General features: G+C 71.5%; 10 protein-coding genes and 1 tRNA gene. 2 read left to right on the top strand and 9 right to left on the bottom strand.

All coding sequences use genetic code 11. The features are described from left to right. Positions 1 to 77 precede the first annotated feature (77 nt). Positions 78 to 1,739 (top strand): class I adenylate-forming enzyme family protein, encoded by a 1,662-nt coding sequence (locus AAEP86_RS08115; RefSeq protein ID WP_420370033.1) that lies wholly within the window; start codon positions 78 to 80, stop codon positions 1,737 to 1,739. Positions 1,740 to 1,845: 106 nt separating this feature from the next. On the opposite strand, the gene AAEP86_RS08110 is transcribed toward AAEP86_RS08115, so the two are convergent. The 8 genes from AAEP86_RS08110 to AAEP86_RS08075 form a co-directional block, all read right to left on the bottom strand. After that, positions 1,846 to 3,171: a threonine/serine exporter family protein gene (locus tag AAEP86_RS08110; RefSeq protein WP_420370032.1), complete on the bottom strand. Its 1,326-nt coding sequence runs from the start codon at positions 3,169 to 3,171 to the stop codon at positions 1,846 to 1,848. A 345-nt stretch (positions 3,172 to 3,516) separates the two neighbouring features. Then, positions 3,517 to 3,590, bottom strand: a tRNA-Leu gene (locus AAEP86_RS08105). Positions 3,591 to 3,670: 80 nt separating this feature from the next. Continuing rightward, on the bottom strand, positions 3,671 to 5,140 hold the full coding sequence (locus AAEP86_RS08100) for an NAD(P)/FAD-dependent oxidoreductase (protein ID WP_420370031.1): 1,470 nt from the start codon (positions 5,138 to 5,140) through the stop codon (positions 3,671 to 3,673). Positions 5,141 to 5,179: 39 nt separating this feature from the next. After that, complete coding sequence (locus AAEP86_RS08095) at positions 5,180 to 5,728, bottom strand: DUF501 domain-containing protein (RefSeq protein WP_420370030.1); 549 nt, start codon at positions 5,726 to 5,728, stop codon at positions 5,180 to 5,182. A gap of 35 nt (positions 5,729 to 5,763) precedes the next feature. After that, positions 5,764 to 6,297 carry an FtsB family cell division protein gene (locus AAEP86_RS08090; RefSeq protein ID WP_420370029.1) on the bottom strand — a complete coding sequence of 178 codons (534 nt, stop codon included), beginning with the start codon at positions 6,295 to 6,297 and terminating at the stop codon, positions 5,764 to 5,766. Positions 6,298 to 6,676: 379 nt separating this feature from the next. Continuing rightward, positions 6,677 to 7,960 carry a phosphopyruvate hydratase gene (eno, locus tag AAEP86_RS08085; protein ID WP_420370028.1) on the bottom strand — a complete coding sequence of 428 codons (1,284 nt, stop codon included), beginning with the start codon at positions 7,958 to 7,960 and terminating at the stop codon, positions 6,677 to 6,679. Between the two features lie 96 nt (positions 7,961 to 8,056). Continuing rightward, positions 8,057 to 9,301 carry a histidine--tRNA ligase gene (hisS, locus tag AAEP86_RS08080; protein ID WP_420370027.1) on the bottom strand — a complete coding sequence of 415 codons (1,245 nt, stop codon included), beginning with the start codon at positions 9,299 to 9,301 and terminating at the stop codon, positions 8,057 to 8,059. Between the two features lie 265 nt (positions 9,302 to 9,566). Then, positions 9,567 to 10,262 carry a MazG nucleotide pyrophosphohydrolase domain-containing protein gene (locus AAEP86_RS08075; protein WP_420370026.1) on the bottom strand — a complete coding sequence of 232 codons (696 nt, stop codon included), beginning with the start codon at positions 10,260 to 10,262 and terminating at the stop codon, positions 9,567 to 9,569. A gap of 108 nt (positions 10,263 to 10,370) precedes the next feature. Between AAEP86_RS08075 and nhaA the strand changes: the two genes are divergently transcribed. Next, the gene (gene nhaA, locus AAEP86_RS08070; RefSeq protein ID WP_420370025.1) at positions 10,371 to 11,549 is read left to right on the top strand and encodes a Na+/H+ antiporter NhaA; all 1,179 of its coding nucleotides are present in this window, start codon (positions 10,371 to 10,373) and stop codon (positions 11,547 to 11,549) included. Positions 11,550 to 12,052: 503 nt separating this feature from the next. Here the strand turns inward: nhaA and mfd are convergent. Further along, positions 12,053 to 15,664, bottom strand: coding sequence for a transcription-repair coupling factor (gene mfd, locus AAEP86_RS08065; protein WP_420370024.1), 3,612 nt, complete (start codon positions 15,662 to 15,664; stop codon positions 12,053 to 12,055). Positions 15,665 to 15,779 lie beyond the last annotated feature (115 nt).

Genomic DNA, 15,779 nt, shown 5'->3' with positions numbered 1-15,779 from the left:
GCCGTTCCCCCGGGTCGACCGACGGATACGCTGACGAACGGTGCTCGACGGCACCCCGACCGTCCCAGGGAGCGACGATGACCGAGACCCGATCCGACTACGACCCCACGCGCTTCCGCGAGGTGTTCGAGGGCAGCTACACGTACGCCAACGGCTTCGCCCGGAACACCCACCGGTTCGCCGGCCGTCCGGCACTGCGTGACCCGGGCACCGACCGGTCGTGGACGTACGCGGAGCTCGGCGCCGACGTCGACCGGATCGCCGGCTGGCTCGCGCGTCACGGGGCGGGGCGCGGGTCGGTGGTCATGGTGGAGCTCTTCAACTCCCCCGAGTTCGCGATGCTCTACCTGGCGTGCCACCGCATCGGCGCGGTGTTCTCCCCGACGAACTTCCGCCTCGCGCCGGACGAGGTCGCCTTCATCATCGAGGACTCCGCCCCCGTGGTCCTGGTGCACGACGCCGTCCGGAACGCCGAGATCACGACGGCGCTCGAGACCTCCTCGCACCGACCGGACCACGTGGTCACCGTCGGCGACGAGCACGACGGCTTCGCCGAGCTCCTCGCCGCCGAACCGGTCACCGCCGCCGAGGTCGCGGCCGCCGAGCCGCGCAGCACCTACGACGAGACCACCCGGCTGTACACGTCGGGCACGACCGGCCGACCGAAGCCGGTCCCCCTGCCGAGCCTCGTCGAGGTCCTCAGCGCGCACGACGTCATCATGCACTTCCCGCTGAGCCCGTTCGACAAGACGCTCAACATGTCGCCGCTGTTCCACCGCGGCGGCCTGTACTCGGGCGGCCCGAACCCGGTGTTCTACGTCGGCGCCGAGCTCACGACGCTCCGGCACTTCGACGCCGACCGCGTGCTGGACCTCGTCGAGTCCGAGCAGCTCACCTTCCTCATCGGGGCGCCGCCGAACCTCGTGCAGCTCGCGAACGCGCAGGAGCAGCGACCACGCGACCTGTCCTCGCTGAAGGGCATCGTGACGATGGGCGCGCCCCTCGACCGTGCGGCGGCCCTCCGCTACCAGGAGCTGCTGTCGCCCCGGATCTTCAACGGCTACGGCACGACGGAGACCTTCTGGAACACCTTCCTCCGACCGGAGGACCTGCCCGACGGCGCCGGTTCGACCGGGCGGGCATCGACCGACGACGACGTCGCCGTCGTGCGCGTGTACGAGGACCGCCTCGCCGACCCGACGGACACGGTGCCGAAGGACGGGTCCGAGATCGGCGAGTTCGCGGTCCGCACGGTGAAGTCGGGCTACTCGTACCGGAACCCCGGCCTCGAGGCGGAGAAGTTCGCGAACGGCTGGTTCTACCCCGGCGACCTGGCGACCTGGGACGAGCACGAGCGGGTGACGATCGTCGGTCGCAAGGACGACATGATCATCTCGGGCGGCGAGAACGTCCACCCGGTGCAGGTCGAGGCGACGCTGCAGGAGCACCCGGGCGTCGCCGACTCCGTCGTCGTCGGCGTGCCGGACGAGCGGTGGGGTGAGGTCGTGACGGCGTACGTGGTCCGCGCTCCGGGCCGGCTGCCGGAGGACGACGCCGAGGCGGCCGCCGCCCTCGAGGAGTGGACCGGCTCGCACCCCGGCCTCGCCCGCTACAAGCGTCCGCGCCGCTACCGCTTCGTCACCGACCTCCCCTACAACGCCACCGGCAAGAAGGTGCACTACCTCGCCAAGGAGCGTGCCGCCGAGGACCAGGCGGCCGGCCTGCTCATCGAGCCGTAGCGTCCGTCGGGCGACCGGCTGACGAACGGGAGGCGCGGTGCGGGCCCGCACCGCGCCTCCCGTCCGTCACCGGACACGTCGCGATCGCGACCGCGTCCGGGGCGCACTACGAGCGGTGCGGGGCGGAGCGGGCGAAGAGACCGGGCAGCAACCCACCGATCTTCGTGCCGATGCAGAGGCTGACGAAGGTCGCGAGGGGTGTCGCCAGCGCCTCGGCGTTGAACGTCGCCACCGCGACGAGCCCCACGGTCCCCGGCACCAGCAGCAGGAACGCCGGGAAGAACGACGCCGTCGCGGGGATCGCCGGCACGAGCCGTTCGACCAGGCGGGTCGCCACGAACAGCAGCGCCGCTGTGGCACCGGTCGCCACGACGCTGCCCCACAGGGGTGTCGTACCGCTGACGAGCGCGTAGGCGGTGACCATGACGGCGACGGACACCAGCGTCAGCCGCCAGCCGGACCGGAACACCAGCCCGAGCCCGACGGCCAGACCCACCACCGCGACCCACGAGACCCAGTAGGACGGGACCGCCTCCCAGCCGCCGCGGTCCGTGCCGACCCCGGCGACCTCGCCGACGAGCGCCGCGGAGGACGGGTCGACGTGCAGGCCGGTGAGGGCGCTGCCCGCTGCGATGCCCGCCGCCATGAACCCGAGCATGATGAGGCCCTGTACCAGGCGTGACGCACCGGTGACGATGTCGGCCGCGGTCAGCTCGAGCAGGGCGTTCGTGATCAGCGCTCCCGGGACGAACACCGCCACCGGCGCGCACACCGCGAACAGCGGGACGTGGTCGAAGCCCGTCCCGGCTGCGACCAGGCCGACGACCGTCGTCGACATGAAGGCGGCGAGGAACGGGATGATCGCCACGGCCTCGCGGAACCGCCGGAGCACCAGGCCGATCACGCCGACGAGCGCACCGACGCCGAGCGCCACGAGGATCGCCCACCACGGGCACCGGAAGACGACCGCGAGGCCGGCGGACGTCAGGGCGTTCCCGAGGATCCACGGGATCGCGGGCGGCGGGGCGGTGCCGGCACGGATGGCGCGGACCCGTGCGGGGATCTCGGCGAGGGCGATGGAACCCCGCTCGAGGCCGAGGACGAGGCGGTTCGCGCGGGCGCCCTGCCGCGACGACAGTTCGACGCCCTCGGCGTTCACGATGGTGGCGGCCCCGGTGGCGGTCTCGCTCACCATCACCAGGGCGGGAAGGACCCCGACCGCGAGGCTCGGCCCGACCCCGGCTGCGTCGCGCGCCTTCTCGAGCGCGGAGCGGACGTCGGTGACGGAGCTGCCGGCGTCGAGCAGCAGGGCGCCGAGCGTGCCGAGGAGCATGCCGACCGGGACGGTCTCGCCGTCGACGACCTCGACGTGGGCCTCGGGGCGGTTCAGCGCGTTCCGCAGGTTGGCGAGCGCGCTTCCGAATCCGACCACGCGACGATGGTACTGGGCGGCGCGGGTGCGGCGGTGCCCGTGGCCGCGGCCGGCACCGGGCGCGGGTGCGGGTGCGGGTGCGGGTGCGGGTGCGGGCGCGGGCGCGGGCGCGGGTGCGGGTGGTCGGTGGTCGGTGGGGCAGTCACTACGCCGAAGCGACAGGATGCGACCGAGGTGCGTCGTCTGTTCCGCCAAAGCGACACTGTGCCGCCATGCGACGGCCGCAGAGTGTCGCTTTCGCGCGCTCGGGTGTCGGTCCCCGATCTCGGTACCCCCGGTGGGAGCGGGCGTCGGTCCCCGATCTCGGTACCCCCGGTGGGAGCGGGCGTCGGTCCCCGATCTCGGTACCCCCGGTGGGACTCGAACCCACAACTCGGCGATTTTAAGTCGCATGCCTCTACCGATTGGGCCACGGGGGCGGGCCGCAACAGCCTACCGACAGCCGGAACGCGACGAGGCGGCCACCTCGTGGGGTGACCGCCTCGTGTGCAGCGTGTCGTTACTTGGCGTCGGCCGAGGCCTTCACCGGCTCAGCCTCGTTCGAGACGTCCTTCGCCGGCTCGCCGTACGCCGGGCCGGCCGCACCCGCGGGCTGGCCTTCGGCGGGCGCCGCTGCCGGAGCGGCGGGTGCCTCGGCGGCGGGCTTCGGACGGGACGCGAAGGTCTCGAACGCGGTGCGCGGGGTCTCGCGGTCGTCGAGCGACGCGATGTCGCGGCCGAGGAAGAAGCCGCCGACCCAGTCGCCGATGACGCGCCACTTGCGCTCCCACGACGGCATCGCCAGGCCGTGGTAGCCGCGGTGCGCGCCCCACGCGAGGAAGCCCTTCATGGCGAACTTGCCCGACTGGAAGACGCCGATGCCGAGACCGAGGCCCGCGACGGCTCCGAGGTTCTCGTGCTTGTAGTCGGACGGCGCCTCGTTGCGGAGGACCGCGACGAGGTTCTTCGCGAGCTGCTTCGCCTGACGGACCGCGTGCTGGGCGTTCGGCACGCAGAAGCCGCCGACGCCACCACCGGTGAGGTCCGGGACAGCTGCGACGTCGCCGCAGGCCCACGCGTCGGCGATCACGCCGTTGTCGTCGACCACGCGGAGGTCGGGCTGCACCCGGATGCGGCCGCGCTGCTCGAGCGGGAAGTCGGTGCCCTTGACCATCGGGTTCGCCATGACACCGGCGGTCCAGATGATGAGGTCGGACTCGATCTTCTGGATCGACTCGTCCTTGGCCTTGAGCTCGCAGACACCGCCGACGGCGGACGCGAGCTGCGTCTCGAGGTGCACCGTGGCACCGCGCTGCGCGAGGTTCTCGAGCACCCAGTGCGAGGTCTCGAGCGAGACCTCGGGCATGATGCGGCCCATCGCCTCGACGAGGTGGAAGTGCGTGTCGTCGAAGGACAGCTGCGGGTAGCTCTTGAGGAGGTCGGAGACGAACGAGCGGAGCTCGGCGAAGACCTCGATGCCGGCGAAGCCACCACCGACGACGACGACGGTGAGCAGGCGGTCGCGCTCGGGACCGGCCGGCAGGTTGGCCGCCTTGTGGAAGTTCGTGAGGATCTTGTCGCGGATCGCGGCGGCCTCTTCGATGGTCTTGAGGCCGATGGCCTCGTCCGCGACGCCCGGGATCGGGAACGTGCGCGAGACGGCGCCCGCGGTCATCACGATCTGGTCGTAGGTCTCTTCCCACGCCGCGCCCTCGGACGGCGTGATCGTCGCCGTCCTGGTCGCGTGGTCCACCTTCGTGACCTTCGCCGTGACGACGCGGGTCTTCTTCAGGTGACGACGGTGCGAGACGACCGCGTGACGGGGCTCGATGGAGCCGGCGGCGACCTCGGGGAGGAACGGCTGGTACGTCATGTACGGCAGCGGGTCCACCATCACGACCTCTGCTTCGCCCGGGCGAAGGTGCTTCTCGAGCTTCCAGGCGGTGTAGAAGCCGGCGTAACCGCCGCCGACGACGAGGATCTTGGGCACGGGGGATGATCTCCTTGGATGGGGGTTTCGGGAGCCGAGTCAGACTTCGCCGCCACCCGCCCCGACTCCAGCGTCTGCACCGTCATCATACGCCCGGCACTCACACCGGGAGGGCGACCAGCTCGCGCGCTCGAGCGCGAGGTCGCCGATGGGGTTGACGCCGGGTCCGGCGGCGAGGGCGTGACCGACGAGGGCGTGCAGGCACTTCACACGGGTGGGCATGCCACCGGCGCTGATGCCGACGATCTCGTCGACGTGCTCGATCGACTCACGATCGGCCAGGTAGGACTCGTGCGCTGCGCGGTACTGCGCGGCGACGTCGGGGTCCTCGAGCAGGGCCGCCAGTTCCGGCATGACCTGGTTGGCCTCGAGGGTGCTCACCGCGGCGGTGGCCGCGGGGTGGCACAGGTAGTAGAAGGTAGGGAACGGGGTGCCGTTCGACAGTCGGGGCTTCGTGGACACGACCGTGGGGTTGCCGCACACGCAGCGGGCCGCGATCCCGATGACGTCACGCGCCGGTCGGCCGAGCTGCGCCGACACGACCTGGACGTCGCGGTCGGAGGGCGGGTCGAAGGGAGGGGTCGTCACGGGAACGTGAGCCTACCGGAGTCCCGCGGCCCGGCCTACTTCGTGTCGCCGGTGCCGGTCACGTCCGGTGCGACGAGCTCCTTCGAGGTCTGGTCGGTCAGACCCGAGGTGAGGACCGACGACAGCATGGCCTGCACCCAGTCGACCTTCGGGGTCTGCACGGTGGAGCTCACCGGTGTCCCGGACTCGGTCGTGGGCTTCTGGTCCGACGTCCGGTCCTCGGACCCCATGACGAGGTAGCTCTCCTCGCCCGGGTAGACGTAGAGGAGCCGGTCGCGTGCCTGGGCCTCGATGTACGCGGGGTCGTCCCAGCGGGCGACGTCCTTCTTCTTCTGCGACACGTCGGCCTTCTGGCTCGCTACCTCGCGCTGCTGCTGCGCGATCTGCTCCTGCTGCTGGATGAGCGTCCGGAGCGACGGCGCGAGCACGACGACGAAGAGCACGATGATCGCGAGCATGAGCAGGCTGAAGCCGGAGAAGTGCATCGACCGGAACCACGGCTGCTCGGACGTGCCACGCTCCGGCATGGCCACGGGGACGCGGCGGACGCGGGGCTTCTGGCTGGGCACGGTCCGACGATAACCCGACGGCGGTCCGGCACGCGGTCGGCACGCGGCCGTTCGGTCGCCTCCCAGCGTCACCGGACTGGAGGCGCGGCCCGCCTCCGTCACGCCGGCCCGGCCCCCGGCCCGGTCGCGGAGTGCACAGCGCGTCGAGCGCCGAGCGCCGAGCGCCGAGCGCCGAGCGCCGAGGTCGCACGATGTGCCGCCCGGGCGCCGTCGCGCCGACCGTTCCCGGGACCCGGGCGCACCACGCGCGGCATGTCGTGCGACCCGGCCCGCGGAGGAGGCGGGCGGGACGACGAGACGCCGCCCTCCCGGAGGAGGCCGACGGAACGACGAGACGCCGCCCTCCCGGAGGAGGACGGCGTCTCGTGGGGAGCGCTGACTACAGGGCGGCCGAGCGCGGGAAGGCCGAGCGACCGGCGTACACCGCGGCGTCGCCGAGCTCTTCCTCGATGCGGAGCAGCTGGTTGTACTTCGCGACACGGTCCGAGCGGGCCGGGGCACCGGTCTTGATCTGCCCGCCGTCGACGGCGACCGCGATGTCCGCGATCGTGGTGTCCTCGGTCTCACCCGAGCGGTGCGACAGGATCGAGGTGAGTCCGTGACGGTGCGCCAGCGAGACGGCGTCGAGCGTCTCGGTCAGCGTGCCGATCTGGTTGACCTTGACGAGGATCGAGTTGGCGGCCTTCTCGTCGATGCCCCGCTGCAGACGCTTGGGGTTCGTGACGAAGAGGTCGTCGCCGACGATCTGCACCTTGTCGCCGAGCTCGGCGGTCAGGTGGGTCCAGCCGGCCCAGTCGTCCTCGGCCAGCGGGTCCTCGATCGTGGCGAGCGGGTAGTCGCGGACGAGCTCGGCGAAGTACGCCGTGAACTCCTCGCTCGAGAGCTGCTTGCCCTCGAAGGAGTACTTGCCGTCGCTGAAGAACTCGGTCGAGGCGACGTCGAGGCCGAGCGCGATGTCCTTGCCCGGGGTGAACCCGGCCTTCTCGATCGCGGCGAGCAGGAAGTCCAGCGCCGCGCGGTTCGACGCGAGCTCCGGGGCGAAGCCGCCCTCGTCGCCGAGGCCGGTCGCGAGGCCCTGCTTCTTCAGCTCGCCCTTGAGGGCGTGGTAGGTCTCGACGCCCCAGCGGAGTGCCTCGGAGAAGGACTCGGCGCCGTAGGGCACCAGGAAGAACTCCTGGATGTCGACGTTGGTGTCGGCGTGCGCGCCACCGTTGACGACGTTCATCAGCGGGACGGGCAGCGTGTGCGCGTTCGGGCCGCCGAGGTAGCGGAACAGCGGCAGGTCGGCCGAGTCGGCGGCGGCACGAGCGACGGCGAGCGATGCGCCGAGGATCGAGTTCGCCCCGAGGCGCGACTTGTTCTCGGTGCCGTCGAGCTCGATGAGCGCGGCGTCGACGAGGCGCTGGTCGGTGGCGTCGAAGCCCTCGAGCGCCGGACCGATCTCGTCGAGGACGGCGTCGACGGCCTTGAGGACGCCCTTGCCGCCGTAACGGGCCTTGTCGCCGTCACGGAGTTCGTACGCCTCGAACGCACCGGTGGATGCACCGGAGGGGACGAGCGCGCGGGACACGACGCCGTCGTCGAGGAGGACCTCGACCTCGACCGTCGGGTTGCCTCGGGAATCGAGGACTTCGCGTGCTCCTACGGCATCGATCACGGCCACGGGGTACTCCCTACACGTTCGGTTGGTGATTGCGGGATCGATCCTAGCGAGGCGCGGGTGAATACGAGACGTGCATGACGGACCGCTGTGGAGAACTCAGGCGAGCGGGCGGAACTCCACCGCGTCAAGCGACCCGGTGTCCGCGTGCACGGAGGCGAAGGAGTCGAAGCCCTGTGCGGCGAGTCCGGCGAGCAGGTTCTTGGTGTTCTTCGTCCGCCGTTCGAGCCGGACGCGCCGGTGCGTCCCGAGCGCCTCGGCCTTCAGCGCGGCGAGCCGCACGGGGTCGACGTCCTTGTCGTACACGAGCACGACGGCGTCGGACTCCGCGGACTCCGGCAGCGTGACGAGGTCGACGAGCCGCTCGAAGCCGAGCGAGAACCCGACGGCCGGGACGTCCTGCCCGAGGAAGCGCCCGATCATGCCGTCGTACCGGCCTCCGCCGCCCAGGCTGTACCCGAAGTCCGGGTGGGCGACCTCGAAGATGGTGCCGGTGTAGTAGCCCATCCCGCGCACGAGCGTCGGGTCGAAGCGCAGGTCGACGCCGGGGAGCGCCTCGCGGAGGCGGAGCAGATCACCGAAGGCGTCGACGTCGAGCCAGTCCGATCTCGCGACCGAGTCCCAGTCGGCGGACTCGAGCGTCCGGATGGTCGCCTCGAGCCCCGGCAGCTCGGTGCCGACGGTCTCGCGCAGTTCGGCCGCCACACCGTCGGGCCCGATCTTGTCGAGCTTGTCGATCGTGATGAGGGCGCGGTCGGCGGTGCCGGCCTCGGTGATCCCCCACGATGCGAGCAGCGCCAGCAGGATGCGACGGTCGTTGATCCGGATCGTCGTCCCGGAGATCCCGAGCTCGTCGAGCGCCGCCGTGGTGGCGCGGATGAGTTCGATCTCGGCGAGTTGCCCCGGCTCGCCGAGGACGTCGATGTCGCACTGCACGAACTGCCGGTAGCGCCCCTTCTGCGGACGCTCGGCACGCCAGACCGGTGCGATCTGCACGGACCGGAAGACCGACGGCAGCTCGGCGCGGTGCGACGCGTAGAACCGGGCGAGCGGCACGGTCAGGTCGAACCGGAGACCGAGGTCGGCGAGGTCGAGCGGGGCCTCGGCGCGCTGGAGGTCCTCGGTGGAGAGCCCGCGCTTCATCACCGCGAACGCCAGCTTCTCGTTGTCGCCGCCGAGGCCGGAGTGCAGTCGCGCGGCGTCCTCGACGACGGGGGTCTCGATCTCGTCGAACCCGTGTCGCGCGTACACGCCGCGGATGACCCCGAGCACGTGCTCGCGCCTGGCCTTGTCCGCCGGGAGGAAGTCGCGCATGCCACGGGGTGCCGTCACGGTCGTCGCCATGCGGTCAATTCTGGCAGACCGCCGATCGGGTTGCGCGCCTCCCGACCCACTGGTATTCTGCATCCAGAACCTCGGTCGGACACGTGTCTGATCCACGTGTCCGGCCGAACGCGTGGGCAACGTGCTGCAGTGTGCCCCGCGGTTCGAGCGGGCTTCCGTGGCGGCACCCTTTCCCTGGTGGTGCCGTCTGCCCGCTCGCGGGCGTCCTCCTTCGTTCGGGTTGGGAGGACGCCCGCACTTCTCCCGCCGCGCACAGGCTGGCGACTCACGCCCGCTCGCCGGCTCGACCCGCGTCCTCGAGCGCGGTGACCGCTGCGCGCAGGCTCGCGATCGGGTCGATGCCGGCGTCCCGGGCGGCCGCGACCGAGCCGAGCACCGTGGCCCCCCACGAGACGTCGACGACACCGGAGCCGTCGGGGACCGCCCGCGCCGCGCGATCCTCCGGGACCGGACCCGACCCCGGCGACGACCCGGCCGACAGGACGGACGCGACGACCCGGTCGGCGTCCCCACGTTCCTCCAGGCGTTCCAGCAGCTTGACCGCACGTTCCAGGGGCGGCATCGCGCGCGGCACCCCGTCGAACGCACTGCGCCGGTCGGACTTCTCGGCGGCCTTGGCCGCGCGCCAGACCCGCACGACCTCCTCGACGGTGTCGGCGCGCTCGTCGCCGAACACGTGCGGATGGCGCCGGACCATCTTGTCGCGGGCGTCGGCGGCGACGTCCTCGAGGTCGAACGACGCCGCGAGACCCGCGTGCAGGACGACCTGGTAGAGCACGTCGCCGAGCTCCTCCCGCAGCTCGACGTCGTCCCCGGAGTCGATGGCGTCGACCAGCTCGTACGACTCCTCGACGGCGTACCGGGCCAGGGACGCGTGCGTCTGCTCGCGGTTCCACACACAGCCCGTGACGGGGTCGAGCAGGCGGTCGACGACGGCGACGAGGTCCGAGACGGCGGTCATGGCGCCATGCTCGCACGCCCGGGTGTCAGGGCCGACCGGTAGGCTGGCGGAGGCGTGTCGGGAAGTCTGGTCGACGGACCCTCACCCGACCCCGAACGACGGAGCTCCGTGTCCGCACTCGTCCGCTCGCCGCGCTTCAGCGCGATCGCCCTCCTCACCGCCGCCGTCCTCGGCCTGGTCGTCGCGAACTCCGCGCTCGGCCCCGGCCTCGAAGAGCTCCTCCACGTGCACGCTCCGTGGGGTGCCGTCGGCCTCGACCTCTCCGTGTCGCACTGGATCAGTGACGGCCTGCTCGCCGTGTTCTTCCTGCTCGTCGCGATCGAGCTCAAGCACGAACTCGTCGCCGGCGAGCTGTCGAACCCGAAGACCGCGATCATCCCGGCCATCGCGGCCGTGGGCGGCGTCATCGTGCCGGCCGGCGTCTACCTCGCGGTGACGGCCGGCACCGCGTACGGCCACGGCTGGCCGATCCCGACCGCGACGGACATCGCCTTCGCCCTCGGCGTCCTCGCGATGTTCGGCAGGGGTCTGCCGTCGACGCTCCGGGTGTTCCTGCTGGCGCTGGCCGTGCTCGACGACCTCATCGCGATCATCATCATCGCCGTCGTGTTCGCCCACGACACCGACTTCCTCGCCCTCGGCGGCGCGGTCGTGGTCCTCGTGCTCTTCTGGTTCCTCAGCAGGGCGCTGCGCCCGGGTCGGACCGGGCAGGCGTGGCTGATCGCGGGGATGGTCGTCCTCGGCGTCCTGACGTGGTGGCTCGTGTACCACTCGGGTGTGCACGCGACGATCGCCGGCGTCGCACTCGGGCTCGTCCTGCCGCGGCGCCCCGGACACACCCTGCACGAGAACGTCGAGCCGTGGTCGAACGCGATCGTGCTGCCGGTGTTCGCGTTCGCCTCGGCGGCGGTGGTCGTGCCGTCGGTCGGCATCGGCGAGCTCTCCCCCACCTTCTGGGCCGTCGTGCTCGCGCTCCCGGTCGGCAAGGTCATCGGCATCACGCTCTTCGGGGCGGTGGCGACGCGGATCTTCCGGGCGCCAGGGCGCGCGACGCTGTCGTTCTGGTCGATCGTCACGGTCGGCGTGCTCGGCGGGATCGGCTTCACGGTGTCCCTGCTCATGAACGAGCTCGCGTTCGCCCGGAACGAGGAGATCCTCGACGAGGGCGTCCTCGCCGTGCTGGTCGGCTCCGGCATCGCGATCGTCGCCTCCGCCGTCGTGGTCAGCCTCCGGGCGCGGCGGTACCGGGCACGGCGGGAGCTCTCCGAGGCTGAGGCGACCGAGTAGCGGCGCGTGCGGCCGCGCCGGGCGTCCGCTGACGCGCGCATCCCGGGACCCGCCGCCGCGCTCCGATCCCGTACGACGTCGTCGTTGTCGTACGACAGCGACGACGTCGCTCCTTGGGAACGCAAGCAGTTGCGGACGCGGGGCTGCGACATCTCCGACGTCGTACGACAGACGTCGCTCCTTGCGGACGCGGACAGTTGCGGACGCGCGGCTGCGACATCTCCGACGTCGTACGACAGCGACGACGTCGCTCCTTGCGGACGCGGACAGTTGCGAACGCGCGGCTGCGACATCTCCGATGTCGTACGACAGCGACGACGTCGCTCCTTGCGGACGCAGGCAGTTGCGGACGCGCGGCTGCGACATCTCCGACGTCGTACGACATCGGGGATGTCGTTCCGGGTCCGCACCGCCCGGCGCATCGGACGCGACCACCGACGGACTGGAGGCGCGGTGCCAGCCGGCACCGCGCCTCCAGTCCGTCGTCCCGCGCGTCCCGCGCGCTACGCCGCAGACGTCTCCGCGGTCGCCTTCGACGCCCCGTACACGGCCGTCAGGATGCCCTCGACCCACTGGATGAGCGCATCGTCCGGCAGGGTCTCGCCGTGCGGCTTCGGCAGCGGGATGCTCGCGGCGTCCTGCTGTGGGAACCATCGGGCGCCGGGGTACATGCGCTTGAGCCGCACCTGCGCCGAGTCGGCGAGCTCCTTGCCCGCGACCCGGAGGTTCGATCCCATGACGACGACGTCGGACAGTCCGACCTGCTGCGCCATCCGACGGAGGCGCGACACCTCGACCAGGGTGAGCACCGGCTGCGGCGGTTGGCCGTAGCGGTCGGTGAGCTCGTCGAGGACCATGTCGATCCCCTCGGCCTGCGCCGCGGGGGCCGAGGCGGCGGAGAGCTTCTGGTACGCCTCGAGGCGGAGCCGCTCGGACTCGACGTAGTCCTCGGGGATGTGCGCGTCGACGGGGATCTCGAGCCGGAGCTCGGTCTGCCCCTCGGCGACGTCCCCGCGGAACTGCGACACGGCCTCGCCGATCATGCGGAGGTACAGGTCGAAGCCCACGCCCGCGATGTGTCCGGACTGCTCACCGCCGAGCAGGTTGCCCGCTCCTCGGAGCTCGAGGTCCTTCATCGCGACCTGCATGCCGGCGCCGAGCTCGTTGTTCGCGGCAATGGTCTCGAGGCGGTCCTGCGCGGTCTCGGAGAGCGGCTTCTCAGCGTCGTAGAGGAAGTAGGCGTACCCGCGCTCACGACCACGACCGACACGGCCGCGCAGCTGGTGGAGCTGCGACAGACCGTACTTGTCCGCCTTGTCGATGATCAGGGTGTTCGCGTTCGCGATGTCGAGGCCGGTCTCGATGATCGTCGTCGACACGAGGACGTCGAAGCGGCGCTCCCAGAAGTCGACCATGACCTGCTCGAGGGTGCTCTCGGACATCTGGCCGTGCGCCACCGCGATGCGGGCGTCCGGGACGATCTCGGCGAGGTGCGCGGCGACGCCCTGGATGTCCTTCACGCGGTTGTGCACGTAGAACACCTGGCCCTCGCGGAGCAGTTCGCGCCGGATCGCCGCGGCGACCTGGAGGTCGGACTGCGGCCCGACGAACGTCAGGATCGGGTGCCGGTCCTCCGGCGGGGTCGCGAGGGTCGACATCTCGCGGATGCCGGTCACCGCCATCTCGAGCGAGCGCGGGATCGGGGTCGCCGACATCGCGAGCACGTCGACGTTGGTCTTGAGCTTCTTGAGCTGGTCCTTGTGCTCGACACCGAAGCGCTGCTCCTCGTCGATGATGACGAGCCCGACGTCCTTGAACTGGATGCCCTGCGACAGGATGCGGTGCGTCCCGATGACGATGTCGACCGTGCCGTCGGCGAGCCCGGCGATGGTCTCCTTCGACTCCTTCTCGGTCTGGAACCGGCTGAGGGCGCGGAGGTGGACCGGGAATCCGGCGAAGCGCTCCTGGAAGGTCTCCATGTGCTGACGGACCAGCAGGGTGGTCGGCACGAGCACGGCGACCTGCTTGCCGTCCTGCACGGCCTTGAACGCGGCACGGATCGCCACCTCGGTCTTGCCGTAGCCGACGTCGCCGGACAGCAGCCGGTCCATCGGGATCGGGCTCTCCATGTCGCGCTTGATCTCGTCGATCGTGGTCAGCTGGTCGGCGGTCTCGGCGAAGGGGAACGCCTCTTCCAGCTCCCGCTGCCACGGTGTGTCCGGCCCGAACGCGTGCCCCTTCGACGCCATGCGCGCCGAGTACAGCTTCACGAGGTCGACGGCGATGTCGCGGACGGCCTTGCGCGCCTTCGACTTCGCCGCGGACCAGTCCGAGCCGCCCATCTTCGACAGGGTCGGGTTCTCGCCACCGACGTACCGGGAGAGCTGGTCGAGCTGGTCGGTGGGGACGAAGAGCTTGTCGCCGGGGTAGTTCCGCTTCGACGGCGCGTACTCGAGGACGAGGTACTCGCGCTGCGTCTTCACCGCGTTGCGTCCGCCGGAGCTGACCTCCCTGCTGACGAGCTCCACGAACTTCGCGATCCCGTGCGTGGCGTGCACGACGACGTCGCCCGGCTTGAGCTGCAGCGGGTCGACGACGTTCTTCCGCCGGCTCGCGAGCTTCTTGACGGTGCGGGCGCCCTGCTGGACGCTGCGGCCGTAGAACTCGGCCTCGCTGACCACCGCGATGCGCGGGTCGGGGATGGCGAACCCCGCCTCGACGGTGGCGGTGGTCACGACGGCGACCCCCGGCTCCGGAGGCGCCGACACGGCCTCGGCGCGAGCGGCGACCCCGGCGTCGGCGAGCACCTGGACGGCTCGCTCGACGAGGCCCTGCCCCTGAGCGGTCACGACCACGGCCCAGCCGTCGTCGGTCAGTTCCTTGACGTGCGCGATCGCACCGTCGGCGCTGCCGGCGAAGCTCGGGACGGCCTCGGCCCGAACGCGGATGTACTCCCCCGCCTCGGCCGCGGCCTCGGCGTCGGTGAGCACGCGGTCGGCGTCGCCCTCGTCGAGGCCGGAGTCGAACGGCGAGACCGTCCACCAGGTGCGCTGGCCACGGCCGTTCTTCAGCTGCTGCACGCTGAGGAAGTTGCCGGCGTCGAGGTCGATCGGCGCCTGGGCCCCGGCGACGGCCGCACTCCACGCCGCCTGCAGGAACTCGGTGTTCGTCTCGGCGAGGCTGTGCGCGCGGCCGCTGACCCGTTCCGGGGAGAGCACGGCGACGACGGCGTCCTCCGGCAGGTAGGACGTCACCGGCACGAGGTCCTGCACGAGCGCGGGCGCGAGGGACTCCATGCCCTCCACCGGGATGCCCTCGGCGATCTTCGCGAGCATCTGGGACAGGTTGGGGAACTCGTGGAGCATCTCGCGGGCGCGCTGCCGGACGTCGTCGCTCAGCAGGAGTTCGCGCGACGCCGTGAGCTCGACCGAGCCGAGGTCGTCCTCGGTGGTGCGCTGGTCGGCCACGGAGAAGGGCTTGATCGCCTCGATCTCGTCGCCGAAGAAGTCGACGCGGACCGGGTGGTCGGCAGTCGGCGGGAAGACGTCGAGGATGCCGCCGCGCACGGCGAACTCGCCGCGACGCGTGACGAGGTCGACGCGGGCGTACGCCATGTCGACGAGCTGGCCGGCGATGGTGCCGAGGTCGTTGCCCCGCGAGTCGGTCCGCAGCACGATCGGCGCGAGCGACGTCAGGTTGCCGGCGATGGGCTGCAGCGCCGCGCGGACGCTCGCGACCACGACGGTCGTGGGGCGGTCGGACACCGGGGTCTCCTGCCAGACCGCCAGCTTCCGGAGCGTCGCGATGCGGGTTCCGACCGTCTGCGCGCTCGGGCTGAGCCGCTCGTGCGGAAGGGTCTCCCACGCGGGGAACTCGAGGACGTCGGCGTCGGGGAGGTAGCTCGCGAGCGAGCCGCGGACCGCCTCGGCCTCGCGCCCCGTGGCCGTGATGACGAACAGGCACTGCGGCCCGTTGCGTTCGGCGAGCAGTGCACCGAGGAGCGGCACGCGCAGACCGTCGACCACCGAGAAGTCGGCGTCACGAGGAGCGGCACGGAGGACGCGATCGAACGCGGAGGCGCGCGAGAGCGCAGGGATGATGCCCGAGATCGTCACTCAGGACATGGTACCGGCGACCCCCGACACCGGCACCGGCGTGCGCGGGCGGCGAACAGCGGGCCGCAGGGTGCGGGCTGCGGGCTGCGGGCTGCGGACCGCGGGGTGTCGCGGC

It is taken from the genome of Curtobacterium sp. L1-20 (assembly GCF_048755855.1).
Lineage (GTDB): Bacteria > Actinomycetota > Actinomycetes > Actinomycetales > Microbacteriaceae > Curtobacterium.
Note: the sequence above shows the minus strand (reverse complement) of the source record. Positions and strands in the feature narration are given on the sequence as shown.